Annotated in this window: 24 protein-coding genes and 1 tRNA gene; 10 read left to right on the forward strand and 15 right to left on the reverse strand. The window is 72.2% G+C overall.

All coding sequences use genetic code 11. The features are described from left to right. Window positions 1–5 precede the first annotated feature (5 nt). Window positions 6–953: a D-2-hydroxyacid dehydrogenase gene (locus IQ210_RS01155; protein ID WP_194075757.1), complete on the reverse strand. Its 948-nt coding sequence runs from the start codon at window positions 951–953 to the stop codon at window positions 6–8. 132 nt (window positions 954–1,085) lie between these two features. Between IQ210_RS01155 and IQ210_RS01160 the strand changes: the two genes are divergently transcribed. The 3 genes from IQ210_RS01160 to IQ210_RS01170 all read left to right on the forward strand — a co-directional run bounded on the left by IQ210_RS01160 (window position 1,086) and on the right by IQ210_RS01170 (window position 3,818). Continuing rightward, window positions 1,086–1,883, forward strand: a complete 798-nt coding sequence (locus tag IQ210_RS01160; RefSeq protein ID WP_194075760.1) for a maleate cis-trans isomerase family protein — start codon at window positions 1,086–1,088, stop codon at window positions 1,881–1,883. Continuing rightward, window positions 1,880–2,611, forward strand: coding sequence for a maleate cis-trans isomerase family protein (locus IQ210_RS01165; protein WP_194075762.1), 732 nt, complete (start codon window positions 1,880–1,882; stop codon window positions 2,609–2,611). Before IQ210_RS01160 ends, IQ210_RS01165 begins: the two co-directional genes overlap by 4 nt. Before the next feature lie 118 nt (window positions 2,612–2,729). Next, on the forward strand, window positions 2,730–3,818 hold the full coding sequence (locus IQ210_RS01170; protein ID WP_194075772.1) for an LLM class flavin-dependent oxidoreductase: 1,089 nt from the start codon (window positions 2,730–2,732) through the stop codon (window positions 3,816–3,818). Between the two features lie 52 nt (window positions 3,819–3,870). Here the strand turns inward: IQ210_RS01170 and IQ210_RS01175 are convergent, their stop codons facing one another. After that, window positions 3,871–5,688, reverse strand: a complete 1,818-nt coding sequence (locus IQ210_RS01175) for a putative bifunctional diguanylate cyclase/phosphodiesterase (protein WP_194075774.1) — start codon at window positions 5,686–5,688, stop codon at window positions 3,871–3,873. A gap of 312 nt (window positions 5,689–6,000) precedes the next feature. Between IQ210_RS01175 and IQ210_RS01180 the strand changes: the two genes are divergently transcribed. Then, window positions 6,001–7,248: a M6 family metalloprotease domain-containing protein gene (locus IQ210_RS01180; RefSeq protein WP_194077023.1), complete on the forward strand. Its 1,248-nt coding sequence runs from the start codon at window positions 6,001–6,003 to the stop codon at window positions 7,246–7,248. Window positions 7,249–7,392: 144 nt separating this feature from the next. Here the strand turns inward: IQ210_RS01180 and IQ210_RS01185 are convergent. From IQ210_RS01185 to IQ210_RS01215, 7 genes are all read right to left on the reverse strand, one after another. Next, a tRNA-Lys gene (locus tag IQ210_RS01185) sits at window positions 7,393–7,466 on the reverse strand. Further along, complete coding sequence (locus tag IQ210_RS01190; RefSeq protein WP_194075776.1) at window positions 7,457–8,053, reverse strand: bifunctional DNA primase/polymerase; 597 nt, start codon at window positions 8,051–8,053, stop codon at window positions 7,457–7,459. The genes IQ210_RS01185 and IQ210_RS01190 overlap by 10 nt, the downstream gene beginning before the upstream one ends. 128 nt (window positions 8,054–8,181) lie before the next feature. Further along, window positions 8,182–8,559 carry a hypothetical protein gene (locus tag IQ210_RS01195; RefSeq protein ID WP_194075778.1) on the reverse strand — a complete coding sequence of 126 codons (378 nt, stop codon included), beginning with the start codon at window positions 8,557–8,559 and terminating at the stop codon, window positions 8,182–8,184. Between the two features lie 93 nt (window positions 8,560–8,652). Next, window positions 8,653–9,996, reverse strand: a complete 1,344-nt coding sequence (locus tag IQ210_RS01200; RefSeq protein ID WP_194075780.1) for an AAA domain-containing protein — start codon at window positions 9,994–9,996, stop codon at window positions 8,653–8,655. After that, window positions 9,993–11,579, reverse strand: coding sequence for a hypothetical protein (locus tag IQ210_RS01205; RefSeq protein WP_194075782.1), 1,587 nt, complete (start codon window positions 11,577–11,579; stop codon window positions 9,993–9,995). The genes IQ210_RS01200 and IQ210_RS01205 overlap by 4 nt, the downstream gene beginning before the upstream one ends. Beyond that, a complete protein-coding gene (locus IQ210_RS01210; RefSeq protein ID WP_322656292.1) occupies window positions 11,570–12,754 on the reverse strand; it encodes a hypothetical protein in 1,185 nt (394 codons plus the stop codon). Before IQ210_RS01210 ends, IQ210_RS01205 begins: the two co-directional genes overlap by 10 nt. Continuing rightward, window positions 12,705–13,847: a phosphatase PAP2 family protein gene (locus IQ210_RS01215; RefSeq protein ID WP_407699677.1), complete on the reverse strand. Its 1,143-nt coding sequence runs from the start codon at window positions 13,845–13,847 to the stop codon at window positions 12,705–12,707. The genes IQ210_RS01210 and IQ210_RS01215 overlap by 50 nt, the downstream gene beginning before the upstream one ends. A gap of 3 nt (window positions 13,848–13,850) precedes the next feature. Here IQ210_RS01215 and IQ210_RS01220 point away from each other — a divergent pair, with 3 nt between their 5' ends. After that, window positions 13,851–14,447, forward strand: a complete 597-nt coding sequence (locus IQ210_RS01220) for a histidine phosphatase family protein (RefSeq protein WP_194075787.1) — start codon at window positions 13,851–13,853, stop codon at window positions 14,445–14,447. A gap of 9 nt (window positions 14,448–14,456) precedes the next feature. On the opposite strand, the gene IQ210_RS01225 is transcribed toward IQ210_RS01220, so the two are convergent. Further along, a complete protein-coding gene (locus IQ210_RS01225) occupies window positions 14,457–15,911 on the reverse strand; it encodes a hypothetical protein (protein WP_194075789.1) in 1,455 nt (484 codons plus the stop codon). 296 nt (window positions 15,912–16,207) lie between these two features. Between IQ210_RS01225 and IQ210_RS01230 the strand changes: the two genes are divergently transcribed. Both IQ210_RS01230 and IQ210_RS01235 read left to right on the forward strand, forming a co-directional pair. Beyond that, entirely contained in the window at window positions 16,208–16,621 is a 414-nt protein-coding gene (locus tag IQ210_RS01230; RefSeq protein WP_194077025.1) for a hypothetical protein, read from the forward strand. A 109-nt stretch (window positions 16,622–16,730) separates the two neighbouring features. Further along, the gene (locus IQ210_RS01235) at window positions 16,731–17,600 is read left to right on the forward strand and encodes a spermidine synthase (protein WP_194075791.1); all 870 of its coding nucleotides are present in this window, start codon (window positions 16,731–16,733) and stop codon (window positions 17,598–17,600) included. 7 nt (window positions 17,601–17,607) lie between these two features. Here the strand turns inward: IQ210_RS01235 and IQ210_RS01240 are convergent, their stop codons facing one another. Then, window positions 17,608–18,114, reverse strand: coding sequence for a hypothetical protein (locus IQ210_RS01240; protein ID WP_194075794.1), 507 nt, complete (start codon window positions 18,112–18,114; stop codon window positions 17,608–17,610). A gap of 98 nt (window positions 18,115–18,212) precedes the next feature. On the opposite strand from IQ210_RS01240, the gene IQ210_RS01245 reads away from it, so the two are divergent. From IQ210_RS01245 to IQ210_RS01255, 3 genes are all read left to right on the forward strand, one after another. Then, complete coding sequence (locus tag IQ210_RS01245; RefSeq protein ID WP_194075796.1) at window positions 18,213–18,917, forward strand: response regulator transcription factor; 705 nt, start codon at window positions 18,213–18,215, stop codon at window positions 18,915–18,917. Continuing rightward, window positions 18,914–20,311, forward strand: a complete 1,398-nt coding sequence (locus IQ210_RS01250) for a HAMP domain-containing sensor histidine kinase (RefSeq protein WP_194075798.1) — start codon at window positions 18,914–18,916, stop codon at window positions 20,309–20,311. The genes IQ210_RS01245 and IQ210_RS01250 overlap by 4 nt, the downstream gene beginning before the upstream one ends. 107 nt (window positions 20,312–20,418) lie before the next feature. Further along, window positions 20,419–21,873: a glycoside hydrolase family 18 protein gene (locus IQ210_RS01255; RefSeq protein ID WP_194075800.1), complete on the forward strand. Its 1,455-nt coding sequence runs from the start codon at window positions 20,419–20,421 to the stop codon at window positions 21,871–21,873. Window positions 21,874–21,992: 119 nt separating this feature from the next. Here the strand turns inward: IQ210_RS01255 and IQ210_RS01260 are convergent, their stop codons facing one another. From IQ210_RS01260 to IQ210_RS01275, 4 genes are all read right to left on the reverse strand, one after another. After that, the gene (locus tag IQ210_RS01260) at window positions 21,993–23,429 is read right to left on the reverse strand and encodes a GH1 family beta-glucosidase (protein WP_194075803.1); all 1,437 of its coding nucleotides are present in this window, start codon (window positions 23,427–23,429) and stop codon (window positions 21,993–21,995) included. Window positions 23,430–23,529: 100 nt separating this feature from the next. Beyond that, a complete protein-coding gene (locus tag IQ210_RS01265) occupies window positions 23,530–24,426 on the reverse strand; it encodes a carbohydrate ABC transporter permease (protein WP_194075806.1) in 897 nt (298 codons plus the stop codon). 11 nt (window positions 24,427–24,437) lie between these two features. Then, a complete protein-coding gene (locus tag IQ210_RS01270; protein WP_194075808.1) occupies window positions 24,438–25,448 on the reverse strand; it encodes a carbohydrate ABC transporter permease in 1,011 nt (336 codons plus the stop codon). Window positions 25,449–25,453: 5 nt separating this feature from the next. Beyond that, window positions 25,454–26,770, reverse strand: coding sequence for an ABC transporter substrate-binding protein (locus tag IQ210_RS01275; RefSeq protein WP_194075810.1), 1,317 nt, complete (start codon window positions 26,768–26,770; stop codon window positions 25,454–25,456). Between the last annotated feature and the right edge of the window lie 18 nt (window positions 26,771–26,788).

The following is a 26,788-nucleotide window of genomic DNA, read 5'->3' on the forward strand; positions in this document are numbered from 1 at the left end:
CCAGGTCAGTGTCCGGGTACGTACCCACGCTTCTTGTCGACCACGTTCAGCAGCGGCTTGCCCGCCTCCCACCGCTCGTACAACTCCAGGAACTGCGCCCCGAGTTCGTCCCGCCAGCCCACCGTGTCACCGCTCATGTGCGGGGACACGATCAGATCGGGCACCTGCCACAACGGGCTGTCCGGGCCCAGGGGTTCGTGCTCGAAGACGTCCAGCGCCGCGCCCGCGATCCAGCGCCGCCGCAGCGCCTCGGCCAGCGCGTCCTCGACGACCAGACCGCCCCGCCCGATGTTGATGAACCGCGCCGAGGGCTGCATCACCCCGAACCGCCGGGCGTCGAACATGCCGTACGTCTGCTCGGTCAGCGGGGCCGCCGCGATGATCCAGTCGGCGCGGGCGATCAGCCGGTCCAGGTCGTCGGGGCCGTGGACACCGGTGCGCGGGGTACGGCCGACCAGCGCGGTCGTCACCTCGAGCGCCTTGAGCGTGCGGGCGATCGTCCGCCCGATGGGCCCGGAGCCGACGATCACGGCCCGCGTCCCGGAGACCCGGCGGGACTCCCGATGCCGCCACACGCGCTCACGCTGGAGCTCCAGCGTCCTCGGCAGGTCCTTCGCCATCGCCAGGACGAGGGCCGCGACGTACTCGGCGATCGGCTGGTCGAAGATCCCGCGCGCGTTGGTCACCACCGTGTCGGACGCGGCGAGTTCGGGGCACATCAGATGGTCCACGCCCGCGCTCGCCGTGTGCACCCAGCGCGGCCGCGGCCCCTCGCCGGGCCAGGCCTCCCGTACGGCGTGCGAGGTGAAGTCCCACACCAGCAGCACATCGGCGGACGGCAGCCGCTCGGCCAGCGTCGACGCGTCCGCGTGCGTGATGCGGGCGCGACCGGTGAGGCGGCCGAGACGGGGGAGGGGATCGGCGTCCAGGACGAGGAGGGTGGGGGAGGTCATGCGAAGCCGTTCCTCCACAGGCGTCTGACATGCGCGGATTGACCACGCTCGCACCCGAACCTACCTTCGTCAACACGGGCGCGTGCACGGTCCGTTGTCCCCCTGTCTCTCCCGGTGAGGCCGGTGCCTGCCATGGACCTCTCATTTCTCGGCGGACCGCGCCCCCAGCGCGGTGTCGGCGTCGTGGCACCCTTCGACTTCGCCCTGGACCGCGAGCTGTGGCGCTGGGTCCCGGACGAGATCTCGCTCCATCTGACCCGGACGCCGTACGTGCCCGTCGAGGTCAGCCTCGACCTGGCCCGCCTCGTCAGCGAGCACGAGACGCTGCACGACGCCGTCCGCACCCTGCACGCCATCACCCCCGAGGTCGTCGCCTACGCCTGCACCTCCGGCAGCTTCGTCGGCGGCATCGCGGGCGAACGCGCGATGTGCGAGGCGATGACGAGGGCGGGCGCGGTCCCGTCCCTCACCACGTCGGGGGCCCTCCTCGAAGCCCTCACCGAGCTGGGCATACGCCGGCTGGCCCTGGTGACGCCGTACACCGTGTCGGTCACCCGCTCACTGGAGGAGTACGTCGCGGAGGCGGGCGTCACCGTCACCGGCTGCGCCTTCATGGGCCTGACCAGGCACATCTGGAAGGTGCCGTACCGCGAGGTGGTCGCCATGGCGCACAAGGCGGTACGCCGGGACGCCGACGCCCTGTTCATCAGCTGCACCAACCTCCCGACGTACGACGTCATCCCGCAACTGGAGGCGGAACTGCGGCTGCCGGTGATCTCGGCCAACCAGGTGACGATGTGGGCGGCGCTGCGCCGGCTGGGTACCCGGGCGATGGGGCCCTATCAGGCGCTGATCGATCCGGCGGCGCGCCCGGGCCCCCTGCGACCGGTACTGCCCGACGAAGAACAGCAGCAGGAAGGCTGGACATGACCGCACTCGGACTCCTCTACCCGGGCCACTCCGCCGAGGACGACTATCCACGCATCGAGCAGCTCCTGGGCAGCGACATCCGGGTCGACGTGGTGCACACCGACATCGGCGAGGACGCCCACCGCGAGGACGCCCTGCTGGAGATGGGCTCGCCCGAACGCCTCGCGGCCGGCGTCGAGGAGCTGCGCATGGCGGGCGCCGAGTCCGTCGTGTGGGCGTGCACCAGCGGCAGCTTCGTCCGCGGCTGGGAAGGCGCCCACGACCAGGTCCGCGCCCTGGCCCGGGCAGCCGGCATGCCGGCCTCCTCGACGTCTTTCGCCTTCGTGCACGCGGCCCAGGAGATCAAGGCCGGCCGGGTCGCGATCGGGGCGACGTACCCGGACGACGTGGCGGACCTCTTCGCGGCCTTCCTGCGGGCCGGCGGCCTGGAGGTGACCGGGGTCAAGGGCGCCGGGATCATCACGGCGGCCGAGGTCGGCACCTGGGGCGAGGCGGAGGTCTTCGCCCTGGCGCGGCAGGCCGACTCCCCGGACGCGGACGCCCTCCTCCTCCCCGACACGGCCCTGCACACGGTCGCCCACATCCCCGCCCTGGAGAAGGAACTCGGCAAGCCGATCCTCACCGCCAACCAGGTCACGGTCTGGGAGGGCCTCCGCCTGGCAGACCGCCGCGTGAACGCCCCGAGGCTGGGGGCACTGTTCACGAAGGAGCCGATCGTGCAGGTGTGAGCGCCGGGCTCGGCGGGGAGGCGGCCGGACCTTGCCGGGCCCGTCGGGAATAAAGCGGAGCCCGCCTCCTGTTAACGCCGGACGGACAGCGCACGGCCGGAAGCAGGAGGCACACACCGTGACGTCAGACGAGACCCGGGGCACCGCACACGGAACCGCCCCCGTCCCCCTCTCCGTACTGGACCTGGTCACGGTGGGCGCCGGGCACACCGCCACCGAGGCCCTGCGCACCGGCGTCGAGCTCGCCAAGCTGACGGAGTCGCGCGGCTTCCACCGGTACTGGGTCGCCGAGCACCACTCCATGCCCGGCGTGGCCTCGTCGTCCCCCGCCGTGATCCTGGCCCACCTCGCCGCCCACACCGAGCGCATCCGCCTCGGCTCGGGCGGCGTCATGCTGCCCAACCACGCCCCGCTGGTCATCGCGGAGCAGTTCGGCACCCTGGAGGCGCTGGCCCCCGGAAGGGTCGACCTCGGCCTCGGCCGCGCCCCGGGCACCGACGGCGCCACCGCCGCCGCCCTGCGCCGCACCGACCGGCTCAACGAGGGCGCCGACGACTTCCCCGAGCAGCTCGCCGAGCTGACCCGCTTCCTCGACGACGACTTCCCGGACGGCCACCCCTACCGCCGTATCCACGCGGTCCCCGGCCCGATCCAGTCGACGTCCCCCGGTGGCGTCCAGTCCCCGCACCGCCCGCCGATCTGGCTGCTCGGCTCCTCCGGCTTCAGCGCCCGCCTCGCCGCCGACCTCGGCCTGCCCTTCGCCTTCGCCCACCACTTCTCGGCCCAGAACACCATCCCGGCCCTGGACCTCTACCGCGAGACCTTCCGCCCGAGCGAGATCCTCGCCGAGCCCTACGCCCTCATCGGCGTCTCCGCCCTCGCCACCGACGACGAGAAGGAGGCCCGCCGCCAGGTGCTCGCCGCGAGCCTCAACATGATCCGGCTGCGCACCGGCCGCCCCGGCCTCGTCCCCACCCCCGAGGAGGCGGAGGCCTACGAGTTCAGCCCCGTGGAACGTGACTTCATCACGTCCTGGAACTCCAACGTCATCCACGGCACCGCCGACGAGGTCCGCGCCGGCCTCGACGACCTCCAGAAGCGCACCGGCGCCGACGAGCTGATGATCACGTCCCACGCCCACAGCGGAGCGCTGCGGCTGCGCTCGTACGAACTGATCGCGGACGCGTACGGCTTGCCGACGGCCTGAGGCCGGGGCGGCGGTCCCTAGGGTTTGCCGACAGCCTGACCAGGCCCGGCGGCTACGGTTTGCCGACCGCCTGACCCGCCATCAGCTCGGAGATACGATCCGGCGACACCGGCCGCGAGTACAGCCACCCCTGGCCGGTGTCGCACCCGATCCGCCGCAGGCGGGAAGCCTGCGCGGACGTCTCCACGCACTCCGCGGTGACGGTCAGCCCCAGCCGGTGGGCGAGCTGGATCATCGCCTCGACGACGACCTCGTCGGCCGGGTTGGGCGGGGCGCCCGTCCCCTCGTACTGGAAGCCCCGGACGAAGGACCCGTCCAGCTTCAGGACGGCGACCGGCAGCCGGCTGAGGTAGGCGAGGTTGGAGTAGCCGGTGCCGAAGTCGTCGATGGCGATGTGGACACCCATGTCGCTGAGCGCTTGCAACGCCTGGAGGGGGCGGCCCGCCGAGCCCATCACCGCGGATTCCGTCAGCTCCAGTTGCAGCAGCCCCGGCGCCAGGCCCGTCTCCGCGAGGATGTCCGCCACGTCCGCGACCAGGTCGGAGTCCCACACCTGACGGACGGCGACGTTGACGCTGACGAAGATCGGCGGCTCGCCCGGGTGGTCGAGCTGCCACTGCCGGGCCTGGCGGCAGGCGGTCGCCAGCACCCAGCGCCCCAGCGGCACGATCGAGCCGTCCTCCTCGGCCAGTCCGATGAACCGATTCGGCGTCAGCATCCCGAACTGCGGGTGGTTCCAGCGCACCAGCGCCTCCACGCCCCGCAGCCGCCCGTCCTCCATGCCGACCAGCGGCTGGTACTCGAGCGTGAACTCGCCGCGCTCGATGGCCGGTCGGAGGGTGGAGGCGAGGGCCTGGCGGGTCATGCGGTGGGCGTTGCGCTCCGGATCGAACAGCGTCCAGCGGGACTTGCCGTCGGCCTTCGCCCAGTACAGCGTCGTGTCAGCGGCCTGCACGAGGGCCGTGGGGGTGGTCCCCGCCGCGTGCCGCTCGACGACGCCGATCGACGCGGAGACCGACAGCCGGTGCCCGGCGATGTCGAAGGGGCTCTGCACCGCCTTGAGCACCGCCTCGGCGAGATCGGCGAGTTGGTCGGTGCCGGTGGAGTCCTCGACGAGCAGCGCGAACTCGTCGCCGCCGAGTCTGGCCACCAGCGGCGCGCTGCCTCTGGTGAGGCCCGCCTCGTCCGCGCACCGCGTCAGCCGCTCCGCGACGGCGGCCAGCAGACGGTCGCCGACCCGGTGGCCGAGGGTGTCGTTGACGGCCTTGAAGCCGTCGAGGTCCAGATAGCACAGGCCGATCCGGCCGGTGCCGCCCTGCTCGTACGCCTCCGCCTCCAGCGCGGCCGACAGCCGCTCGAAGAACAGCGTGCGGTTGGGCAGCCGGGTCACCGGGTCGTGCATCTGCAAGTGCCGCAGCCGGGCCTGGAGTTCACGCTGGGAGCTGACGTCGGCGACCGACAGCAGCACCCCGGGCTCACCCGTGCCCAGCGGCGCGACGGTGACCTGCGTCCACAGGTACTGGCCGTCGGGGTTCTTCAGCCGCCGGGTGCAGCGCAGCCGGGCCTGCCGGCCGCGCAGCACCTCCTGGTAGGCGTGCCAGGTACGGGCGTCGGAGGCCAGGTCCACCAGATCGGCGGCGATCCGCCCGACGAGCGCCTCGGGCGCGCAGCCGAGGAGTTCGCCGAGGGTGCCGTTGGCGCTGACGACCAGCCCCTCGCGGTCGACGACGGCCATGGCGAGCGGCGCGGCCGCGAAGGCCGACCGGTACGCATGGGAATCGGTACGAGAAGACGTGTTGAAGTCACTGTCTGTGACGGCTGCCCGGTCGAGGTCTGTCGCGGGCGCCGGCCCTTCGGAGGTTCCGCTCACCGTTCGCTCCCGCAGTGCACTCGATCTCTGTCCGTGCAGGAAAGTGTGCCGATCATAGAGGCTGGCCCCCAGCCCTTCCAGCCACCGTCCAGTGTCCCGGAACAACGGGCCCTTCTGACAGATCGTTTCTGCCCGCACCTGGACGGCTTGTTGAGCCGCCCGACCAGGTGTGACGTTCCGTGAGCGATTCGGGGTGTCGATTCTGACGGTTCTTCGGCTGACTCACTCTTCTGGTGCAGACAAACAGGGCGTAGTACGACAATCTCACACAGGCTGGGTGCGGTGTCCCGTGAACCGCATCCGGAGGTCCCCGTGCCGCGCCTCTTCCCGCGCCCCCGACTGCGCAGCACCGCGGCCGTGTTCACCACGATGTCGGCGCTGGCCGCCACCTCCCTCATCACCGGCCCCTCGGTCGCCGAGCCGTTCTCCGCGGCCGCCTGCGCGCTCACCCGCACCGAGGCGCACCACTCCGAGGGCCTCGACACCTGGAACGCCGCCTACCCGCGGCCCACCCGCGCCCTGGACGCGGTGATGGTGTTCCTGTCCTTCCCGGACGCGACCCCGCGCACCACCCCCGACCAGCTCGCCGCCGACCACTTCCCCGCGACCAGCCGCTTCTTCGAACAGGCCTCCTACGGCAGGTTCACGCTGCGCCCGCATCCGCTGCGGAACTGGATCCGGATGCCGCAGCCGTCGACGTCGTACGTCATAGAGCGTGACTGGGACGCGTCGCATCGCGCCGCCTATCTGCGCGACGCGCTGGCCGCGGCGGACGGGCAGGTGGACTTCTCCCGCTACGACGTCGTGTACTTCGTGGCCGATCCGGACGCGCCCGGCGTGGACTCGGACGCCACGAAGGTCGTCAACCTGGACGCCCCGATGCGGGCCGACGGCACGGACATCCGCCGGATCGTCACGGTGTTCGAACAGCATCCGCCGGACCGGCTGGTCCTGGCCCACGAGACCGGCCACGTCTTCGACCTCCCCGACCTCTACCACCGCCCGGTCGACGGCAAGGGCGACTGGGACACCTACGTCGGCGACTGGGACCTGATGGGCAGCCAGTTCGGGCTGGCGCCCGACCTGTTCGGCTGGCACAAGTGGAAGCTGGGGTGGCTGGAGCCGCGGCAGGTGGCGTGCGTGGGCAAGCCGACGCGGCTGACGCTGGAACCGCTGGGGGCCGGGCCGGGGACGCCGGTCGCGGGCCGGTCCGCCTTCGGCCTCGGACGCGGCACCAAGCTGGCGGTGGTCCGCACCGGTCCCGAGACCGCCCTCGCCTTCGAGGCCCGCGGCCCGGCCGGCAACGACGCCGGGACCTGCAAGGAAGGGGTCCTGGTCTACCGGGTACGCGCCGGCGCCGCGTCCGGCGGCGGCCCGATCCAGGTCATCGACGCCCACCCGCACACGGAGGCCTGCTGGGAGGGCTCGGTCTACCCACCCCTGGCGGACGCCCCGGTCGCCCTGGGCGAGAGCTTCACGGTGCCGGGGGACGACGTACGGGTGAAGGTGGAGGGCCGGACGGTCTCCGGGGCGTGGACGGTGAAGATCACGCCGGGGTGACCTGTCGGGCCTACGGCCACCTGCACGCCGGGGAAAGGGGGTGCGGGTGGCGGAGCCCCCGCAACGCGCGGCGCAGCCGCGCAGAAAACAACGATGGCGAGACCGGTTCGCGTGTTCCGCGAACATGCCTCGCCATCGACAACGTGCGCCGCCAGGGACTCGAACCCCGGACCCGCTGATTAAGAGTCAGCTGCTCTAACCAACTGAGCTAGCGGCGCCTGCTGACGTCGTAGACCTTAGCATCCTGATCGGCTGGGGGAAAAATCGATATCCGCACGGCCGCGCGTGCCGCCCGTACGGCCGCCCAGAGCAGGATCTCGGGGCCCGGCAACCAGGGGTGACGGGTGTCCGGGGCGACCAGCCAGCGGCTGTCGAACGGGGTCGGCGCGGCGCGTGTCGGCAGGGGCGCGGGAAGCGTCACCGCGTCGCCGTTGCCGTGGCAGAGCAACGGCGGGATCGCGCCCGTGCGGCCACACTCCTCCCACTGCAACAGCGACGGCAGTCGATGCGCGGTACCCGGCGCCGCGAACAGCAGCATCCGGCCTCGGAACATCGCCACCGGCCCCGAGCCCGGCCCGTCGCCCCATAACCGGTCGAGCATCCGGCGCCCGAAGATGGCGGGCGCGCTCACGACGTCGAACGCGGCGCCGCACGGCAGGACCACCGGGGCGTCCGGGCACTCCTCCCAGAGGGCGAGCGTGCTCCGCGGATACGTTCCTGCCGAGGCGAGCCAGGCCGCACCGTCCGCAGTGACCCCGCAGACGTCGGAACGATCGGAGAACGGCTCGATGCGTGTGTCGCTCATGCATCCAGATGTACCGGGCGTGAGCGTTCCGTTTCTGACGGTTGCCGGAAATCGGGACAGGAGGGGGTGGGAAGGGGTATCTTGCCCGGATCTTGCCCGTCTGGCATATGCCAGAGCGCGGGGTGGGTTCACGCCGGGTCGGCGAGCCCCTTCTCCGCCGCGCCCTCGGCGGTCCCGCGCATCAGGTCCCGCCCGAACTCGACCATCTTCTTGGCATAGTCCTCGGTCCACTCGGCCCGCTCCGCGATGTCCGCCGGCGTGAGCCGGTCGAAACGGCGGGGGTCGGCCAGCTGGGCCGCGGCGATCGCCTGGAACTCCACGGCACGGTCCGTCGCCGCACGGAAGGCAAGCGTCAGCTCCGTCGCCCGGGCCAGCAGCGCCCTGGGGTCGTCGATGGACTCCAGGTCGAAGAAGTGCTCCGGGTCGGCGGCCGCCTGCGCGGGCTCGAAGAGCAGGGGCGCGGGGCGTAGCCGCGGTTCGTTCCGACGCGGCGTGGGCTCCGCCATGTCTTCTCCTCCTCGTACGTCGCTGATGCCCCCTCCGTCGGGGAAGCGGGCCACCGTCCATTGTCGCGCGCCCGCGCAAGGGGCCCGTAAGGGTCAGGGCTCGAAGCCCACCCGGTGCTCCGCCAGGTGCGCCAGCACCGCGTGGTTCGCCTCCCAGCCGTCCGGGAACTTCACGAGCGTCCCCAGCTGCACCGGCTCCGTCGACGGATAGTCGTCCAGGAGGTCGCCCACGCCCGCCCGGCAGACCACGATGCACGCGTGCCGGTGGCGGGAGGCGAGGACGCAGAGGCGGCCCGTCTCCAGGTGGAAGGCCGTGGCGTCGGGGCGGCCGGACAGGGGGTGCAGGACGACCGTGACGTCGTACTCGCGGCCCTGGAGACGGTTCGCCGTGTCGACGGTGACGTCCGTGACGCCCAGGTCGGCCAGCGCCGCGCGGATCGCCGCGGCCTGGTCGCGGTGGGCGGTGCCCACTGCGATGCGGTCGGCGGTGAGGGGAGCGGGGTCGGGGGAGCGTTCCGAGGTCGCCGCGCCGCCCCGGTCCAGCAGGCGTCGTACGACCGTCGCGACCGCCCGCACCGCCTCCGGGTCGGTGCGCGGGGTGTGCCGGGCGGGCAGTTCCAGGAGGCCCCAGCCGGATTCCGCGGCCTCGTCGATGACCCGGTCGGGGCCCGAGCCGTCCGAGGGGACCGCGAAGGACAGGGCGCGGTCGCCGTGGTCGGTGCCGCTGCGGAACTGGGTGTACGGGTAGAACGCCGCCGAGACCAGGGGCGCGGCCGAGGCCGGGAGCCGCCAGGACACCGGGAGGCGGTGCTGGGGGAGCTCCGGGTTGTGCGCGAGGAGGGTCGTGACCGCGGACGCCGAGGGGTCGTACGACAGGCCCGCCCACTGCTCGCTGCCCACGATCGCGAACGGGTCCAGCTGGCCGGGGTCGCCGACGAACAGCGCCCGCTGGAACAGGCCCGCGACGGCCAGCAGGGAGTCCGAGCGCATCTGGTACGCCTCGTCGACGATCGCGTGCTCCCACGGCTCGTCCACCTTCACGTGCGCCCACTTGGCGGCCGTGGAGATCGTGATCGGCAGTCCGGTCAGCTCCGCCGCCTTCGCCGACTTGCGTACGTTCGGCAGCTCGTCCAGCGCCTTGTCGTACGCGTCGGCGTCACTGCTGTGCAGCCGCCCCACCGGCAGCTCGGGGTTCTTCTCGGCGAGCCTGAGGACCAGGTCGTCGACCTGGGCGTTGGTCTGCGCGACGACCATCAGCGGGCGTCCGGCGTCGGCCAGTTCGAGGGCCGCGCGGACGACCAGCGTGGACTTGCCGGCGCCGGGCGGGGAGTCGACGACGACACCGCGCGCCTCGCCGTGCAGCGTGTCGCGGAGGATCGCGTCGGTGGCCCGCGCGGCCGCCGTACCGGGGTCGAAGAGCTCGGAGACGGTGGTCACAGGACGTCCTCCGCGGTCAGCGGGTCGGCGGCTTCATGGGTGGCCTCACCGGGCGGCCCGCCGTGCGTCCACGGGGTGTCCTCCGGGTCGGGGAGCTTCGCGCCGCCCCGCTGCTCGTGCTCGAAGAGCGTGAAGCAGAGCCGGTCGCCCTTCTCGGGCACGGACCCCGCCTCGGGCTCCTTGCCGCGGCCCATCTTGTCGAGGACGCGCAGCACGACGCAGTCGTCGTCGTAGCCGACGAACTCGGCCGACTGCGGCTTGCCGCCCAGCGAGCGGTACACCTTCACGCGCTCCCCGAGATGCGGCCGGTCGTCCGTACGGAGCGTGACCAGCGGGCGCGGGCTGGGGCGCTTGCCCTCGCTGTACGTCATGACGACATCTGTGACCTCGCCCGCGAACGCCTCCCCGGACAGCCGCCGACCCGCCATCACCAGCGGGTCGTCGAGGGCCTCCTGCGCCTCCAGCCGGGCCTGTTCGCGCTCGCGCGTGGCGAGCTTGTTGGCGGCGGTCACCGCGTCGTCGCGGCGCGGCTGCGGGGGCTCGCCCGCGGTGATCCGGTCGCGGTGGGAGGTGAACGACCAGCGGTCGCGGGTCCAGCGCTCCTCCACGCGCGCGCCCTCGGGCAGCTCCCGCAGAAGGTCCAGGCCGCGCCACACAGCGTCCCAGGTGGGACGGGTCCGGCTCGCGACGAGGTCTCTGATCGCGCGCTCGGCGGCGGTGAGTTCACCGAGCCGGTCGTCGGCCTCCAGGCCGTCCTCGGCGGCGGCCAGCGCCGTACGCGCGCGGTCGTAGCGCTCGATGGCGGGCGCGAGCAGCTTGTTGTCGAACGCCGGGTCGGTGGCCGGGCCGGCCGGAGGGTGCAGCAGCTGGCCCTTGGCGTCCCGGGCGAGCTCGGCCGCGAGGGCCGCCTCGGCGCCGGTCATGCCCTCCGGAGGGTCGATCCAGGCCAGCAGCGCGCCCAGGTGCTGGTCCTCCAGGGTGGACTGGCCGGTCGCCCAGTGCCGGGACAGCAGCTCGGTCGCGGCGAGCAGCAGGGCGGAGCCGGGGACGCGGGCCCGCTCCCCGAAGTGGGTCAGCCACCGGCCCAGCAACGGCACGCGCGGGGGCGCCGGGTGCGGGGCCTCCGGGTCCTGCTCGGCCGTACGGCGAAAGCGCATGGAGCGCCCGAGCAGCCGTACGAAGTCGATGCCCGCGCGGCTCGGCACGATCAGCTGCGGGGCGTCCGCGCACAGCTCGACCTCGACCTTGACCCGCTTGCCGGTCTCCGGATCGGTCTCGTTGCGCTCGGCGGCCTCCACTGCCCCGGCGTAGGAGTCCACGTACGGCAGGACGACGTCCGCCAGCTCCGCCAGGAACTGGAACCGGAGGTCGCGGTCGCGCGGCTGCGGTACGACGAGCAGGCGCGGGGCGTCCCGGTCGGTGCCGACGAGCGCGCCGAGCGGGGCACCCGCCTCACCGGCGGTGGTGAGCGGGACGAAGACCAGGGGGTGGTCGGCGAGGTGCCGGTGGCGGACGGTCGCGGCGGGCTGGGCGCGGCCGGTGCTGACGGCTTCCAGGCGGGCGAGGGTGGAGATCAGCGACATGCGGCGGCTCCCAGGACGTCCGCTCCCGAAACGCCCGTGCCCAGTGCTCCTGTGCCCGGTGCTCCCGTGTCCAGTGCCTCCGCGCGGAGGGCGGCGGCCCTGCGCAGGGCGACGACGGTCGGATCGGCGGGGTCGCCGGCCTCCCCGCGGGCCGCCGCCAGGACGTCCGGCACCGTGGTCAGGGCGCCCAGCTCCGCCCGTACCGACCGGCCCAGGGACGTCACCGCGCCCGCCGCGCGGGAGCGGTCGCGGCAGTGGAAGGCCAGCTCGCACGCGGCCAGGCACTCGGGCGCGTACGTCGCCGGAACCGACTCGACGGCGGCCGTCAGCTCCTCGGCCGGCCGCGCGGGATCGAAGCAGGTGCCCTCGGGGAGCGTGTCGGCGATGTCCTGGATGCGGGTGAGGCGCGCGAGTTGGCGGCCGGTGACCGCGCGCTGCTTGCGGACGTCGACGGCGGAGGCGGTGGGCAGGTTGGAGAAGTCCTTCGGGCAGACGAGGAGGACGCGGTGGCGTACCTCGGGGGAGGGCTCCATGCGGGCCGCGACCTCCTCGAGGGCCAGCACGTACACAGCCGCCTGCCGGGCCGCCGCGCCCACCTTCGCCGGGTCCGCGGAGCCGTCCAGCATCGGGAAGGACTTGATCTCCACGACCGTCCAGCTGCCGTCCGGGTGCACCACCACCGCGTCCGGCTCCAGGAAGGCGGGGGAGCCCGCCACGTCGAGGGCGAGCATCGGGTGGTCGAGCAGCGTCCACTCGCCGCGCGCCTCGGTCGCCTCGCGCAGGGCCAGCGCGGTGCGGGCGGTACGGCCCTCGGGGCCGATCGCGGTGAGCTCGGGCACGCGCGCGTGGGCGGGGGGTTCGGCGGCGCGGTCCAGTTTCTCGTGCACCAGCCGGAGCAGCTCCGCGCCGCCGTCGGCCTTGACCTTCGCCTCGAAGGCGTTGCCCCGGGTGAGCGCGAACTGCGACTGCCCGAACGCCGAAGGGGAGCCCAGCGCACTGGCCAGCGTCGCCTTGTTCACCCCCGCGCCGTCGAGGATGGCGCGCCTTCTGCAGCCCGGGTTCGCGGCGAGGGCGGCCAGGGCGCGGGCATCCAGCGCCTTGGCCGGTACGTCGGGGCCGCGCAGCTCAGCGAGCTGCTGCCGGAGCGCCGTCCCCCGCGTCCGTGGGAGAGGCACTCGGCTCGGGTCCCGCTCCGATCCGTGACTCGCGCTGCCGTGGAATTCGCTCACCCGCGGAAGTCTGGCATCCGCCACTGACAATTGAGGCCTGTGCGGCCTCAGTGCCCGCGGTGGCAGGCGTGAGAACCGTCGCCACACGCCCCTTGACCCCGTCCGCGGCCCGCAGCACGAGCGGCGCCATCAGCAGCCCGACGCCCATGACGGCGGCGCCCGCGACGGCGTCGAGGAAGTAGTGGTTGGCGGTGCCCATGACCACGATCGTGGTGATCAGCGGGTAGGCGACACCGGCGGCCTTCGCTATACGCGTCCCGCCGTACCGCCACAGCATGACCCCGCACCACAGCGCCCAGCCCACATGCAGGCTCGGCATGGCCGCGTACTGGTTCGTCATACCGCCCATGCCGCGGGGCGCGCTCGCCTCGCCGCCCCACCAGCCGTACGAGCTGTACTGGGCCATGGTGTCGACGAAGCCGTGGCCCGGGGAGAGGAGGCGGGGCGGGCAGGTGGGCAGCAGGGTGAAGCCGATCAGGCCGATGAACGTGGACGTCATCAGCCAGGTGCGGGCGGCGCGGTAGCGCACGGCGTGCGACCGGAACAGCCAGATCAGGATCGCCGGGGTGACCAGGTAGTGCAGCGACGCGTACCAGAAGTCGGCCGGTACGCCGAGCCAGGCCTCGCGGGTGAACAGCCGGTTGAGCGGGTGCTCGGCGTTGATGCGGAGGAACTTCTCCACGCGCAGGATCGCCAGGCCGTGGTCCACGGCGTGCGTGACGTCACCCCGGGCCAGGAGGCGGCCCGCGGAGTAGCAGGCGTACACCAGGAGGATCAGCGGCAGCTCGGTCCACCAGCGCAGCCGGGTACGTGGGGCCGTCTCGCTGCCCGGTGTCTCGGCGTGCGGCATCCGATCGCCTCCCCCTTCTCGTTGCGGCGTCCGGTTGCCCGGTCTTACCACTTTACGGTGTATGTGTTCGACCCCGCGCGCGGGGCCCCGGCCCTCTAGGACGCAGAGATCGACCGACGGGTTGCCCCCGGACAGGGTGCGCGATGATGGGTGCGGCCCGCCCGGTTTTTTCCTCGAAAGGTCCTTCATCTCATGGCACCGCGCATCCTGCTCGCCCGGCACGGCCAGACCGCATGGTCTCTGGCGGGCAAACATACGGGCAGGACGGACGTGCCGCTGCTGGAGGAGGGCCGGCGTGGCGCCAAACTCCTCGGCGAGCGCCTGCACCGGCCGCCGCTCGACGGCCTCCCGGGCGTCGAGGTGCGCACCAGCCCGCTGTCACGCGCGCGTGAGACGTGCGAACTCGCCGGGTTCGGCGAGCGCGCGAGCGAATGGGAAGCGCTCGTCGAGTGGGACTACGGCGCGTACGAGGGCATGACCCCGGACGAGATCCAGGCGGTGAACCCGGGCTGGCTCATCTGGCGCGACGGCGTCCCCGAGGGCGAGACCCTGGCGGAGGTCACCGCCCGCGCGGACGAGGTGGTGGCGTGGGCCCGGGAGGCGGACCGGGACGTCCTGATCTTCGCCCACGGTCACATGCTGCGCTCCATAGGGGCACGTTGGCTGGGCCTGCCGCTCGACTTCGCCGCCCGGATCAGGCTGAACCCGACGTCGCTGTCGGTCCTGGGGTGGGCGTACGGGGAGCCGGCGATCGAGAGCTGGAACGACACGGGCCACCTGGCGGGCTAGCCCGGCTCCCTACGCCGTACGCGGCAGAGAAGCGTGCCGCTCCAGGAACGTACCCACCCCTGCGGCCCGCCGGTGCGGCAGCAGCACGCGCGTGGTGCCCGCCAGCATCGACTGGATCCGTGACGACTGGACCTGGCCCAGCAGATCCAGCACCCGCATCCCGGCGGCCGCGGCCTCGTCGGGACGGCCCCCGCGCGCGAGGTCGTCGGCCAGTTCGGCCGTGTACAGGGCGATGTTCCGGGTGAAGTGCGGGTCCTGGAGCTGTGCCGCCCGACGCGCGTGCCGTGCCGCCCGCGGCCAGTCGCCCAGCGTCGACCAGCACTGCGCCTCCAGGCCCTCCAGTTCGGCCTCCCCGTAGAAGCTCATCCACTCGGGGTCGGCGTCCGAGGGGCCTCGCTCGAAGAGGGCCTGGGCCCGGACCAGCGCCTGTTCGCAGCCGGTGCGGTCGGCGAGCCCCGCCCAGCCGCCCGCCTCCCGCAGCGCGAGCAGCGACATCAGCCGGGCGGACCCGAGCGGCCGTCCGACCCGCTGCGCGGCCTGCGCGGCCCGCACCGCCTCCCGCGGCCGCCCCGCGTCGCGCGCGAGGAACGCCGTGTTGCAGAAGGCGTGCGACTCCAGACCGGCGTCACCGGTCATCCGCGCGGTGGCGAGCGCCTCCGCGTAGTGCGAGCGCGCGTCGTCGAACCGCCCCGAGTCGTGCGCCAGCCAGCCCACGGAGATGGCGAGTTCACCGGCGCCCGAGTGCAGCCGGTCGGCGGTGGTCTGCCGGGTCGCACCGGCGTCCAGCAGCGCGTAGGCGGCGCGCAACGGGGTCGCCGCGCGCCGGTAGAGGCCGTCCGCGCCGTGCCGGTCGTCCAGCAACCGGATCCGTCGTACCGCTTCTTCCAGGGCGTCCGCGTCGGGAGCTCCCGCGCGCCGGACACGCCGGTCCGCCGCCGCAGCGGCGGGCGCGAGCCCGATGGTGCCCAGTGAGGCGACGGCCACGGTGGCGCCCCCGCCGGTCATGAATGCGCGACGTAGCACGTCGCTCTCCTCGTAGTTGTCGTGCGTCTCGTACGGGTCGTGCGTGTCATACGGCTCGTACGCCCCCCATGTCTCACCCGTCGCGCCACCCGCGGCGTACGCGGGTCTCGTGACGTGCGCCGGGGGCGCGTCCTCGGCGGCGCGCGCCCCGCGTCCGCGGACGGACGCCCGGGACGCGAAGCCCAGGTCGGTAAGCGTGCGGCCGGGGAACATGTGCAGGAACACCCGTTCGTACGCGTAGTTGGGGCAGCGGATCTCGCCCGCCTCGACCCGGCCCACATAGCGCGCGTCACAGCTGACCCGCTCGCCGATCTCGCGCGCGGCCCGTCGTACCGCCGCGGCGAACTCGGCCGGGGAGCGCTGTCCGCGCAACTCCCGGAACGCGAGGTTCGGCCGCGGTGGCCTGGGGGACTGGGACGAGGTCACCTTTGACGTCGCCATGGCCGGGTCCTCTCGTGCGAACCGTCGAACCATGCCGGGTCCATGGCGAGTTGAGTGGTATGTCACTGTCGTCACCCTGGTTCCGGCGGGCAAGAACGTACCTGCTGTATCGGACCCGCCACGCAGTGTTTGGCTACAAACCGGATATCTCATCCACGATCTGCCATGAACTGCCATCCTTTGCGGCTGACTTGTGCCGTAGCCGTTGACGCCGCCGCGCGTTGAACTCCATGGACCGGGAGCCGCCCGACTCCCGAGCCGCTTGTCCGAGGAGGGGTTCCGTGGTGGAGGCCGGGATGGAGACCAGCCAGAGCATCGAGGTGTGTGCGCCGCTGACGGAGTGCAGCGAGCCACCGGTCCCGGAGGTCGGCTGCGACCTCGTCACGGTGCCGACCCGGCAGGGGCTGGAGGCGGTCGACATCCTGCGGCGAGGGGCCGGGGACGCGGTGGGGCCCGTACTGCACGACGACGGCGGCGACACCCTCGGCTTCGTGGTCCCGCCGGGGACGGCGGCCGCGTGGGACGTGCCGGGCAGCACCTGCACGGAGACCGACGGGCGGGGGCTGCGGCTCAACCCCGAGCCGCCGGTGGAGGGATCGGACTGGCTGCTGCCGCCCGGCGAGGCCGACCTGGCGACGGACCCGGCGGTGCTGCGGGCGGCGCTGGGGGAGGCGGCCCGGCTGATCGAGGCGGCGGACGGCTGCCAGTGAGGGCTGGCGACCGGTGCCCCAGGTGGTGGGTGGCCTTCTTGTTTCCCGGCATGCGACCGCCGAACGGCCTGGGCGAGCCCGGTGGCGCACGGCTTGCGACAATGGCCCCATGGCAAGGTCCCGTGGCTCCCGGCGTGCAGCCGCCACCGTCGAACCCGTGGTGGAACCCGTCGACGGCGGGCTCGCCGAGCTGATCCCCGACCGGGAACGCGCGCGGGCCTGGACCCTGCTCATCGACGGCGCCCCGCAGTCGCACGTCGACCTCGACGACCCCGCCCGGCTCACCTTCGAGTACCAGCGCCGCCTCGGCCATGTCATCGACCTCGTCGCCCCGTCCGGCAAACCGGTGCACGCCGTGCATCTCGGCGGCGGCGCCCTCACCCTCGCCCGGTACACCGCCGCGACCCGCCCCCGCTCCACCCAGCAGGTCGTCGAGCGCGACGCGGCCCTCGTCCAACTGGTCCGACGGGAGCTGCCGTTGGACCCGAACGCCCGCATCCGGGTGCGGTCCGTCGACGCCCGTGAGGGGCTCGGCAAGGTGCTCGACGGCTGGACCGACCTCGTCATCGCCGACGTGTTCAGCGGCGCGCGCACCCCGGCCCACCTGACCTCCACCGAGTTCCTGGACGAGGTCCGCAGGGCCCTCAAGCCCGGTGGTGTCTACGCCGCCAACCTCGCCGACGGCCCCCCGCTCGCCCACCTCCGCGGCCAGATCACCACCGCCTCCGCCCGCTTCGAGCACCTCGCCCTGATCGCCGACCCGACGGTCCTGCGCGGCAAACGCTTCGGCAACGCCGTCCTCGTCGCCTCCGACACCCCGCTGCCCATCGCCGAACTGACCCGCAGGGCCGCCGGCGACCCGCACCCCGGCCGCCTCGAACACGGCCGCGCGCTCCTGGACTTCACCGGCGGCGCGACCCCCGTCACGGACGCGGCAGCGGTCGCCTCACCGGCGCCACCGCCCTCGGTGTTCCGGTAGGAAGGCGCTAGTACGTCCCGACCTCCACCCGCGGCGCACTGTCGTGCCACGTGCAGAACACCGACACCCGGTCCGCGCCGGACGCGAACTCCACCCGGATCCACGTCTCCGTCTTCCACACCTGCATCGACCAGCCCGCGGCGGGAGTCGCCGACACCAGCGTCGCGGAGTCCTTGCCGAGCGAGAACACCGCCCGGCCGCCCTCGGTGTCGTAGCTCTTGACCTCGCCCGAGGCGGTGGGTGAGGGGCTCGGGGACTTCGTCGGGGTCTTTGACGGGGTCGGTGTGGGGGACGGCTGCCGTGCCGCCCGGCTCTTCGACGGGGTCGGCCGGGCCGTCGACGACGCCAGCGGCTTCGACTCCTGGGTGGTCTGCTCGGCCACCGTGATGGGCAGGGCGCGGGGCGGGTCGTAGGCGGTGCCCGCCATCACCGTGTGGACGCCCCACCACGACAACGTGACCGCCGCGCCCGTGGCGAGCGACCAAGCCAGTACGTGTACGAGTCCTCTGCGCATCGCCGGTCATACTGCCTCACGAGCACCAGCAGCCGCATGCGTGGGGAGTTATCCACAGGCCGGGATGCGGCTCGCCCGCATGGCGTACGGTGCGGCGCATGGCAAGTGTGCTCGTGGTCGAGGACGACCAGTTCGTGCGCTCGGCGCTGATCCGGCATCTGACCGACGCCGCCCACACGGTGCGGAGTGTCGGTACGGCGCTGGAGGCGCTGCGCGAGGTCGCCCATTTCCGTTTCGACGTCGTCATCCTCGACCTCGGTCTGCCCGACCTGGACGGGTCCGAGGCGCTGAAGATGCTGCGCGGGATCACGGACGTGCCTGTGATCATCGCCACGGCCCGGGACGACGAGGCGGAGATCGTCCGGCTGCTGAACGCGGGAGCGGACGACTATCTGACCAAGCCCTTCTCGGTGGAGCACCTCTCCGCGCGGATGGCCGCCGTCCTGCGCCGCTCCCGGGCGGTCGTGGGGGAGGCGGCCCCGGAGTCCGTGCTGCGGGTCGGCGGCCTCACCGTCGACCCGCTGCGCCGCCAGGCCGAGCTGGACGGCGTCCGCCTGGACCTCACCCGCCGCGAGTTCGACCTGCTCGCCTTCCTCGCCGGCCGCCCCGGCGTCGTCGTCCCCCGCAAGGAGCTCCTCGCCGAGGTGTGGCAGCAGTCCTACGGCGACGACCAGACCATCGACGTCCATCTGTCCTGGCTGCGCCGGAAGTTGGGGGAGACCGCGGCCAGGCCCCGCTATCTGCACACCCTGCGGGGTGTCGGCGTGAAGCTGGAGCCACCCGGTGGGGGGCTGCCGCTGTGAGGTGGGCACTCGTCAAGGTCTGTCTGGCCGTCACCACCATGGTCGTGGTCGCCTTCGCGATCCCGCTCGGCCTCGTCATCAAGGAGATGGCCCGGGACCGCGCCTTCTCCAACGCCGAGCGGGAGGCCGCCGCCGTCGCCCCGGCCCTGTCCATCACCACCGACCGGGACCAGCTGGAGCGGGTCGTCGCCTCCGCGGGCTCGGAGGACGGGATGGCCGTGCACATACCCGCGAGCGGCGACAGCGGGGCCGTCGACATCGGGCGGCAGCGTGCCGCCGACGGCGACGTGGCGACCGTACGCAGGCTCGGTCGCGCCTCCACCACCGAGGTGCCGGGCGGCTCCACGCTGCTCCAGCCCGTCGCGCTGAGCTCCGGCGAGATCGCGGTCGTCGAGGTGTACGTCCCCGAGGCCGAGGTCAGCAACGGCGTGGCCACGGCGTGGGCGGTGCTGGCCGGGGTCGGCGTCGCGCTGATCGTCGGCTCGGTCGCGGTCGCCGACCGGCTGGGCGTACGGATGGTGCAGCCCGCGCAGAAGCTGGTCGAGGGCGCGCATGAGCTGGGGGAGGGGAAGCTGGGCGCACGGGTGCCCGAGGAAGGGCCCGACGAACTGCGGCTGGCCGCGGTCGCGTTCAACTCCATGGCCGACCAGGTCGTTCAACTGCTCGCCAACGAGCGGGAGTTGGCGGCCGACCTGTCCCATCGCCTCCGTACCCCGCTCACCGTGCTGCGGCTCAACGCGGCCTCGCTCGGGGACGGGCCCGCCGCCGAGCAGACCAGGGCCGCGGTCGCCCAGTTGGAGCGGGAGGTCGACACCATCATCCGGACCGCGCGGGAGGCCAAGCCGCAGACCGCGGCCGCCGGGCCGGGCGCCGGGTGCGACGCCGCCGAGGTGGTGCGCGAGCGGATGGCGTTCTGGTCGGCGCTCGCCGAGGACGAGGGGCGCAAGGTGCGGGTGGCGGGCGTCGAGCGGCCGGTGCGGATACCCGTGGCCCGCGCCGACCTGGCCGCCGCGCTGGACGCCCTGCTCGGCAACGTCTTCCGGCACACCCCCGAGGGCACCGCCTTCGCGGTCGACGTGCACAACGGCGAGGACGCGGTGATCGTGCTGGTCTCCGACGCGGGGCCCGGCATCCGCGACCCCGAGGCGGCGATGGCCCGTGGGCGCGGGTCGGGCAGCGCGGGGTCGACCGGACTCGGGCTGGACATCGTGCGCCGGCTCGCGGAGGAGACCGGCGGGGACGTGCGGATCGGGTCGTCGGTGCTCGGCGGCACCGAGGTGCGGATCTGGATCCAGCTGGACGGGCGGGTGCCCGAGCGCCGCGGACACCGGGTGCGACGGCGTCGTACGGGCAGATTGGTCTCTACCTTTAACCGGCCCCGATCCCATCCTTAAGCGCACCCTAAGATCGTCAACCGCCGTCCGGAACAGGCACTTTGCCCGTTTCCGGCTCGCTAGCGTGCTGCCGCACCCCACCCCCGAACAACGAAGGCAGGCACGCCATGAGCACGCACCGGCGCAAGGTGAGCGGCAGGAACAAGGTGATCGCCGGGGCCGTCGCCGCGGCCGTGGTCGGTGGCGGCGCGATCCTGCTCACCGGCACCGCCCAGGCCGCCGGGATCGGCGCCGCGTACACCAAGACCAGTGACTGGTCGACGGGTTACACCGCCCAGTACGTCGTGACGAACAACAGCGGCGCGGCCGAGCCGGACTGGAAGCTGGAGTTCGACCTGCCGTCGGGCTCGAAGCTGAGTTCGCTGTGGAACGCCGAGTCGAGCGTGAGCGGACAGCACGTCACCGTGACGTCGGCCAAGTGGGACACCGACGGCCTGGCCGCCGGTGAGTCCGTCACGGTCGGCTTCGTCGTCAACGGCACCGGCGCGCCGACCGGTTGTCGTATCGACGGCGCCGACTGCTCCACGGACGCGACCGCGACACCGGAACCGACCGGCCGCCCCACGGAAACGGCGACGGCCTCCCCGACCCCGACCGCGACCAGCAAGCCCACCGCCACGGCGACCCCCACTCCCACCCCCACGAGCAGCTCCGGCACCGGCACCACCACGAACGCCGGCTTCGCCCCCTACGTCGACACCTCCCTCTACCCGGCCTTCGACCTGGTCGCGAGCGCCACCGCCACCGGCGTGAAGAACTACAACCTCGCCTTCATCACGGACGGCGGCGGCTGCACCCCGAAGTGGGGCGGCGTGACCGACCTCGCGAGCGACGCGGTCGCCGCGCAGATCGGCGCCCTGCGCGCCAAGGGCGGCGACGTCCGGGTCTCCTTCGGCGGCGCGGCGGGCAGCGAGCTGGCGACGACCTGCTCGTCGGCGGACGCGCTGGCAGCGGCGTACGGCAAGGTCGTGGACGCGTACGACCTCACCAAGGTCGACTTCGACGTCGAGGGCGGCGCGCTGCCCAACACGACGGCGAACACCAACCGCGCCAAGGCGATAGCCAAGCTCCAGGCCCAGCACCCGGACCTGGACGTCTCCTTCACCCTCCCGGTCATGCCCGAGGGCCTCACCCAGGACGGCGTGAACCTGCTGTCCAACGCCAAGAGCAACGGCGTCGCCCTCGACACCGTCAACATCATGGCGATGGACTACGGCCCCGCCTACAGCGGCGACATGGGCACCTACGCCGAGCAGGCCGCGACGGCCACGCAGGCCCAGGTGAAGAGCGTCCTCGGACTCTCCGACGCCGCCGCCTGGAAGGCCGTAGCCGTCACACCCATGATCGGCGTCAACGACGTCACCAGCGAGATCTTCAAGGTCGAGGACGCCGCCCAGCTGGTGAACTTCGCCAAGTCCAAGGGCCTCGGCTGGCTCTCCATGTGGTCCGCCACCCGCGACAAGCAGTGCTCCGGCGGCGCCAAGAACTACGCCGACGCCACGTGCAGCTCGATCGTCCAGGACGACCACGCCTTCTCGAAGGCGTTCGCGGCCTACAACTGACCAGCCCCCACAACTGGGCATTCCTCCACGCAACTGACCTTCCCCCCACGAGAAAAGCGGGGCGCGGCATCCCCCTCGGATGCCGCGCCCCTCTCCCGCTCCCCCATCTCAGCGGTGGCTCAGATCTCCGCGACCGGCGGCAGCGTCCCCGTCCGGGCCGCCTGCCCGTACCACAGGGCGCTCGACTTCGGCGTCCGCGCGAGGGTCGTGTAGTCGACGTACACCGCGCCGAAGCGCTTCTCGTAGCCGTACGCCCACTCGAAGTTGTCCATCAGGGACCACAGGAAGTAGCCGCGCACGTCCGCGCCCTCGGCGATGGCCCGGCGGACCGCGCGCAGGTGGCCGTGGAGGTAGGCGATCCGCTCCGGGTCGTGGACGCGGCCGTCGGGGTCGGGCTTGTCGTCGTAGGCCGCGCCGTTCTCCGTGACGTACAGCGGCAGACCCGGGGCCTCGCGCGAGTAGCGCATGATCAGGTCGTGCAGGCCGGTCGGGTCGATCGTCCAGCCCATCTCCGTGCGCTCGCCCGGCGTCTGGTGGAAGGCGACGTCGTCCGCGGCCGGCCAGGGGGAGTGGTCGCTGGAGCCGTGGCCGTCGGCGCGCGGGGCGGCGGCCTCCGGGTCGGCCGCCGAGACCAGCGTCGGCGTGTAGTAGTTCAGGCCCAGCGCGTCCAACGGCTGGTTGATCAGGGCGAGGTCGCCGTCCTGGACGTAGGACCAGTCGGTGAGCAGCTCGGTCGCCGCGAACAGCGACTCCGGGTACGCCCCGTGCAGGATCGGGCCGTGGAAGATCCCGTTGGCCAGGTCGTCGATCTTGCGGACGGCGGCCAGGTCGGCCGGGTCCTGCGAAAGCGGCCTGACCACCGACGAGTTGAGGCTCACCGCGACCGAGTTGCGGGCCGGCATCGCCGCGCGCAGGGCCGAAGCGCCCAGCCCGTGCGCCAGGTTGAGGTGGTGGGCGGCCTTGAGGGAGGCCGCCGGGTCGGTGCGGCCGGGCGCGTGGACGCCGGACGCGTAGCCCAGGAAGGCGCTGCACCAGGGCTCGTTGAGGGTGATCCACTGCTCCACCCGGTCGCCGAGCGCCTCGCCGACGATCTGCGCGTACTCCGCGAACCGGTACGCCGTGTCCCGCTCCGGCCAGCCGCCCGCGTCCTCCAGCTCCTGCGGCAGATCCCAGTGGTAGAGCGTGACGGCGGGCTTTATGCCCTTCGACAGCAGCTCGTCGACCAGCTTGCGGTAGAAGTCCAGGCCGCGCTGGACCGCTGGGCCGCGTCCGGTCGGCTGGACACGGGACCAGGAGATGGAGAAGCGGTACGCGTTGAGCCCGATGTCCGCCATCATCGCCACGTCGTCGCGGTAGCGGTGGTAGTGGTCGACAGCGATGTCACCGTGCTCGCCGCCCGCGGTCTTGCCGGGCGTGTGGCTGAAGGTGTCCCAGATCGAGGGCGTACGGCCGTCCTCCCGCGCCGCCCCCTCGATCTGGTACGCGGAGGTCGCGGCGCCCCAGAGGAAGGCGGGAGGAAAGGTCACCGGGGTCGCCGGCGTTGCGGGTTCAGGCATGGAAGCGCTCCCATTGGAGGTCGTGGAGACCGACGGGTAGATGAGGGGGAAGGAGAGGGGCCGAGGCGGCGGTGACCCGGCCCCCGAGAAGAACAGCGGGTCAGCCCTTGACGGCGCCCTGCATGATGCCGCCGACGATCTGCTTGCCGAAGATCGCGAAGACCACCAGCAGCGGCAGCGTGCCGAGCAGCGCGCCCGCCATGATCAGGGACTGGTCGGGCGTGTAGCCGCGCCCCAGGCCCGCGACCGCGACCTGCACGGTCGGGTTGCCGTTCTGGGTCAGCACCAGGAACGGCCACAGGAAGTCGTTCCAGGTCTGCACGAACATCAGCATCCCGAGCACGGCCATCGCGGGCCGCGCCGCCGGGAACACCACGTGCCAGATGACCCGCCAGCTGCTCGCGCCGTCCACCCTGGCCGCCTCGATGATCTCGTCCGGCAGCGCCTGGAGCAGGTACTGCCGCATGAAGAACACGCCGAACGCGCTGACCAGCGAGGGCAGGATCACCGCCTGGAGCTGGTCGGACCAGTCGAGCTTGGCGACCATCATGTACAGCGGGATCACGCTCAGCTGCGGCGGCACCATCATCGTGCCGATCACGATCAGCATCAGGGCGTTACGGCCCTTGAAGCGCAGCTTGGCGAAGGCGAACCCGGCGATCGTCGACAGGATGACGATGGTGATCGCCGAAACCCCCGCCACGAACGTGGTGTTGATGAACGCCTCGCCCAGGTTGGCGTCGTTCCAGGCGATCTCCAGCTTGTCGAACAGGCCCCCGCCGAACCACAGCGGCGGCGGGTTCTGCGCGAGGCGCTGGTTGTCGCGGGACGCGGCGATCGCCGTCCACACCAGTGGGAACAGCGAGCCGATCGTGAACAGGGCGAGGATGACGTACGCGATCGGACCGGCGTGCAGGGTGCCGCCCGCGCGGGCCGAGCGGGGGCGCCGGGGGCGCTTGACCTCGTCGGCCGGCGGTTTGGTGAGTGTCGTCGTCACGGCCGGTTCTCCTAACTACTGGCGCGCAGCCGGCGCGAGATGACGTAGTTGACGATCCCGACCACGATGAGGATCAGGAACATCGTCCAGGCGATCGCGGAGGCGCGGCCCAGGTGCTGGTTGACCCAGCCCTGCTCGTACAGATACAGGCCGAGCGTCTGGAACTGGTGCTGTGCGCCGCCCGAGGCACCCTTGTTCGCGTCGAACAGCAGCGGCTCACCGAAGAGCTGGGAGGCGCCGATGGTCGAGACGACCACGGTGAACAGGATCGTCGGCCGCAGCGACGGCAGCGTGACGTGGAAGAACTGCTGCCAGCGGCTGGCCCCGTCCAGGGCCGCGGACTCGTACAGGTCCTGCGGGATCGCCTGCATCGCGGCCAGGTAGATCAGCGCGTTGTAGCCGGTCCACCGCCAGATGACGATCGAGGACACCGCGATCTGCGACGGCCACTTGTCGTTCTGCCAGTCGATGTTGTCGATGCCGACGTGGTTCAGCGCCCAGTTGATCATGCCGTAGTCACGGCCGAAGAGCAGGACGAAGACGAGCGAGGCGGCGGCGATCGACGTCGCGTACGGCGCGAGCATGGCGACCCGGTAGAAGGTCGAGCCGCGCAGCTTGTAGTTGAGGATGTGCGCGAGGCCCATCGCCATCAGCAGCTGCGGCACCGTCGAGATGATCCCGATGGTCAGCGTGTTCTTCGCCGCGTTCCAGAAGAAGTCGTCGTCGAAGATCCGCGTGTAGTTCCGGAAGCCCACCCAGTTCATGTCGGTGGGCGAGGTCAGCTCCACCTGGTGCAGCGAGGCCCACCCGGTGTAGATCAGCGGGAACAGGCCGAACGCCAGGAACAGCAGGAAGAACGGCGAGACGAAGGCGTACGGGCTCCAGCGCACGTCCCGCTGCCAGCGGCGGGACAGCCGGGCCCGCCGGCGCTCCTCGGCCGCGGACTCCGCGGGCGGGCGGGCCGGGGCCGCGCCCCCCTCCTTGGTGGGGGACGCGGCGGCGGTGTCGTGCCCAGTGGTCATACGGGTCACTGGTCCAGGTTGTTGTCGATGGTCTTCACGGCGTTGTCCCAGGCTTCCTTGGGCGACTTGCCCTGGGTCACCAGGACCACACCGTTGTCGGTCAGGCCCTGCTGGATGATCTGGTCCTTCGGGCCGATCGTCTGCACGGGGATGTTCTTGGCGGCCTCGGCGAAGATCGTGCCGATCGGCGCGTCACCGGTCATGTCGTTCTTCGCGCTCTTCACCGCGTCCGAGTCGTACGCGGCCGGGGTGCTCGGGAAGCTGCCCTGGACGGCGAAGAGCTTGGCCTGCTGCTCCGGGGCGGTCAGCCAGGCGGCGAGCTTGGCGGCCTCCTCGGTGTTCTTGCCGGACTTGGGCACGGTCAGGAAGGAACCGCCCCAGTTGCCGGACTTCGGCGCCTGGGCGACGTCCCACTTGCCCTTGGCGTCGGCCTTCGACTTGCCCTTGATGTAGCCGAGCATCCACGGCGGGCAGGACATCGCCGCGAACTTGCTGTTGGCGATGGTGGTGTCCCAGGCGGGCTGGAACTGCGTCTGGTTGCCGACGAGTCCGGCCTCGGCGGCCTCGGCGGTGAGGTCGAAGGCGGACTTCACAGCCGGGTTGGTCTTGTAGATGACCTTGCCGGAGGAGTCGTAGAACCGCTCGGTCTCACTGCTGAGGATGGCCTGCAGCAGACCGCCGGGGGAGTCCAGGAAGGTCGTGCCCTTGGCCTTCTTCTGGTACTGCTTGCCGACGTCGACGAGCTTGTCCCAGCTGCCCGCCCACAGCTTGCCGACTTCCTCGCGGTCGGTGGGCAGACCGGCGGCCTTGAACAGGTCCGTGCGGTAGCAGATGGCCATCGGGCCGACGTCCGTGCCGACGCCGATGGTCTGGCCGCCGGAGGTGGTGGCCTGCTTCCACTTCCAGTCCAGGTAGTCGCTTTCCTTGCCGTACTTCGACAGGTCGAGCAGCTTGTCGGACTGGGTCTGGACGACCTCGGCGATGTTGCCGACCTCGACCATCTGGATGTCCTGGAGACCACTGTTGGTGGTGAGGTGGTTGATGAGCGCGGGGTAGTAGTTCTCGTTGCGCTCGACGACCGTCTGCTCGATGTGGATGTTGGGGTGGAGCTTCTCGTACTCCTTGTACAGGCCGGACTCCTTGAAGCCGGCGGTGCCGAAGAGGCCGAGGGTGATCGTGGTCTTGCCGCCGCCACCGCCCGACGACTCGTTGCTGTCGTCGTTGCCGTCGTCGGCACAGCCGGCCAGCAGCCCGGCGCCCAGCGACGCCACGGCCGCCAGGACCACCACCCTGCGACGGGCGGTTCGGGTACGTGCTCGCATTGAGTCCTCCTGTTGCCC

It is taken from the genome of Streptomyces justiciae, from assembly GCF_015163075.1.
Lineage (GTDB): Bacteria > Actinomycetota > Actinomycetes > Streptomycetales > Streptomycetaceae > Streptomyces > Streptomyces justiciae.

Coding starts and splice junctions, on each gene's coding strand:
- IQ210_RS01255 (WP_194075800.1), top strand. CDS start 20,419: ATGAGCACGCACCGGCGCAAGGTGAGCGGCAGGAACAAGGTGATCGCC.
- IQ210_RS01165 (WP_194075762.1), top strand. CDS start 1,880: ATGACCGCACTCGGACTCCTCTACCCGGGCCACTCCGCCGAGGACGAC.
- IQ210_RS01260 (WP_194075803.1), bottom strand. CDS start 23,429: ATGCCTGAACCCGCAACGCCGGCGACCCCGGTGACCTTTCCTCCCGCC.
- IQ210_RS01155 (WP_194075757.1), bottom strand. CDS start 953: ATGACCTCCCCCACCCTCCTCGTCCTGGACGCCGATCCCCTCCCCCGT.
- IQ210_RS01270 (WP_194075808.1), bottom strand. CDS start 25,448: ATGACCACTGGGCACGACACCGCCGCCGCGTCCCCCACCAAGGAGGGG.
- IQ210_RS01240 (WP_194075794.1), bottom strand. CDS start 18,114: ATGCGCAGAGGACTCGTACACGTACTGGCTTGGTCGCTCGCCACGGGC.
- IQ210_RS01235 (WP_194075791.1), top strand. CDS start 16,731: ATGGCAAGGTCCCGTGGCTCCCGGCGTGCAGCCGCCACCGTCGAACCC.
- IQ210_RS01160 (WP_194075760.1), top strand. CDS start 1,086: ATGGACCTCTCATTTCTCGGCGGACCGCGCCCCCAGCGCGGTGTCGGC.
- IQ210_RS01220 (WP_194075787.1), top strand. CDS start 13,851: ATGGCACCGCGCATCCTGCTCGCCCGGCACGGCCAGACCGCATGGTCT.
- IQ210_RS01275 (WP_194075810.1), bottom strand. CDS start 26,770: ATGCGAGCACGTACCCGAACCGCCCGTCGCAGGGTGGTGGTCCTGGCG.
- IQ210_RS01245 (WP_194075796.1), top strand. CDS start 18,213: ATGGCAAGTGTGCTCGTGGTCGAGGACGACCAGTTCGTGCGCTCGGCG.
- IQ210_RS01190 (WP_194075776.1), bottom strand. CDS start 8,053: ATGAGCGACACACGCATCGAGCCGTTCTCCGATCGTTCCGACGTCTGC.
- IQ210_RS01195 (WP_194075778.1), bottom strand. CDS start 8,559: ATGGCGGAGCCCACGCCGCGTCGGAACGAACCGCGGCTACGCCCCGCG.
- IQ210_RS01205 (WP_194075782.1), bottom strand. CDS start 11,579: ATGTCGCTGATCTCCACCCTCGCCCGCCTGGAAGCCGTCAGCACCGGC.
- IQ210_RS01215 (WP_407699677.1), bottom strand. CDS start 13,847: ATGAAGGACCTTTCGAGGAAAAAACCGGGCGGGCCGCACCCATCATCG.
- IQ210_RS01225 (WP_194075789.1), bottom strand. CDS start 15,911: ATGGCGACGTCAAAGGTGACCTCGTCCCAGTCCCCCAGGCCACCGCGG.
- IQ210_RS01230 (WP_194077025.1), top strand. CDS start 16,208: ATGGAGACCAGCCAGAGCATCGAGGTGTGTGCGCCGCTGACGGAGTGC.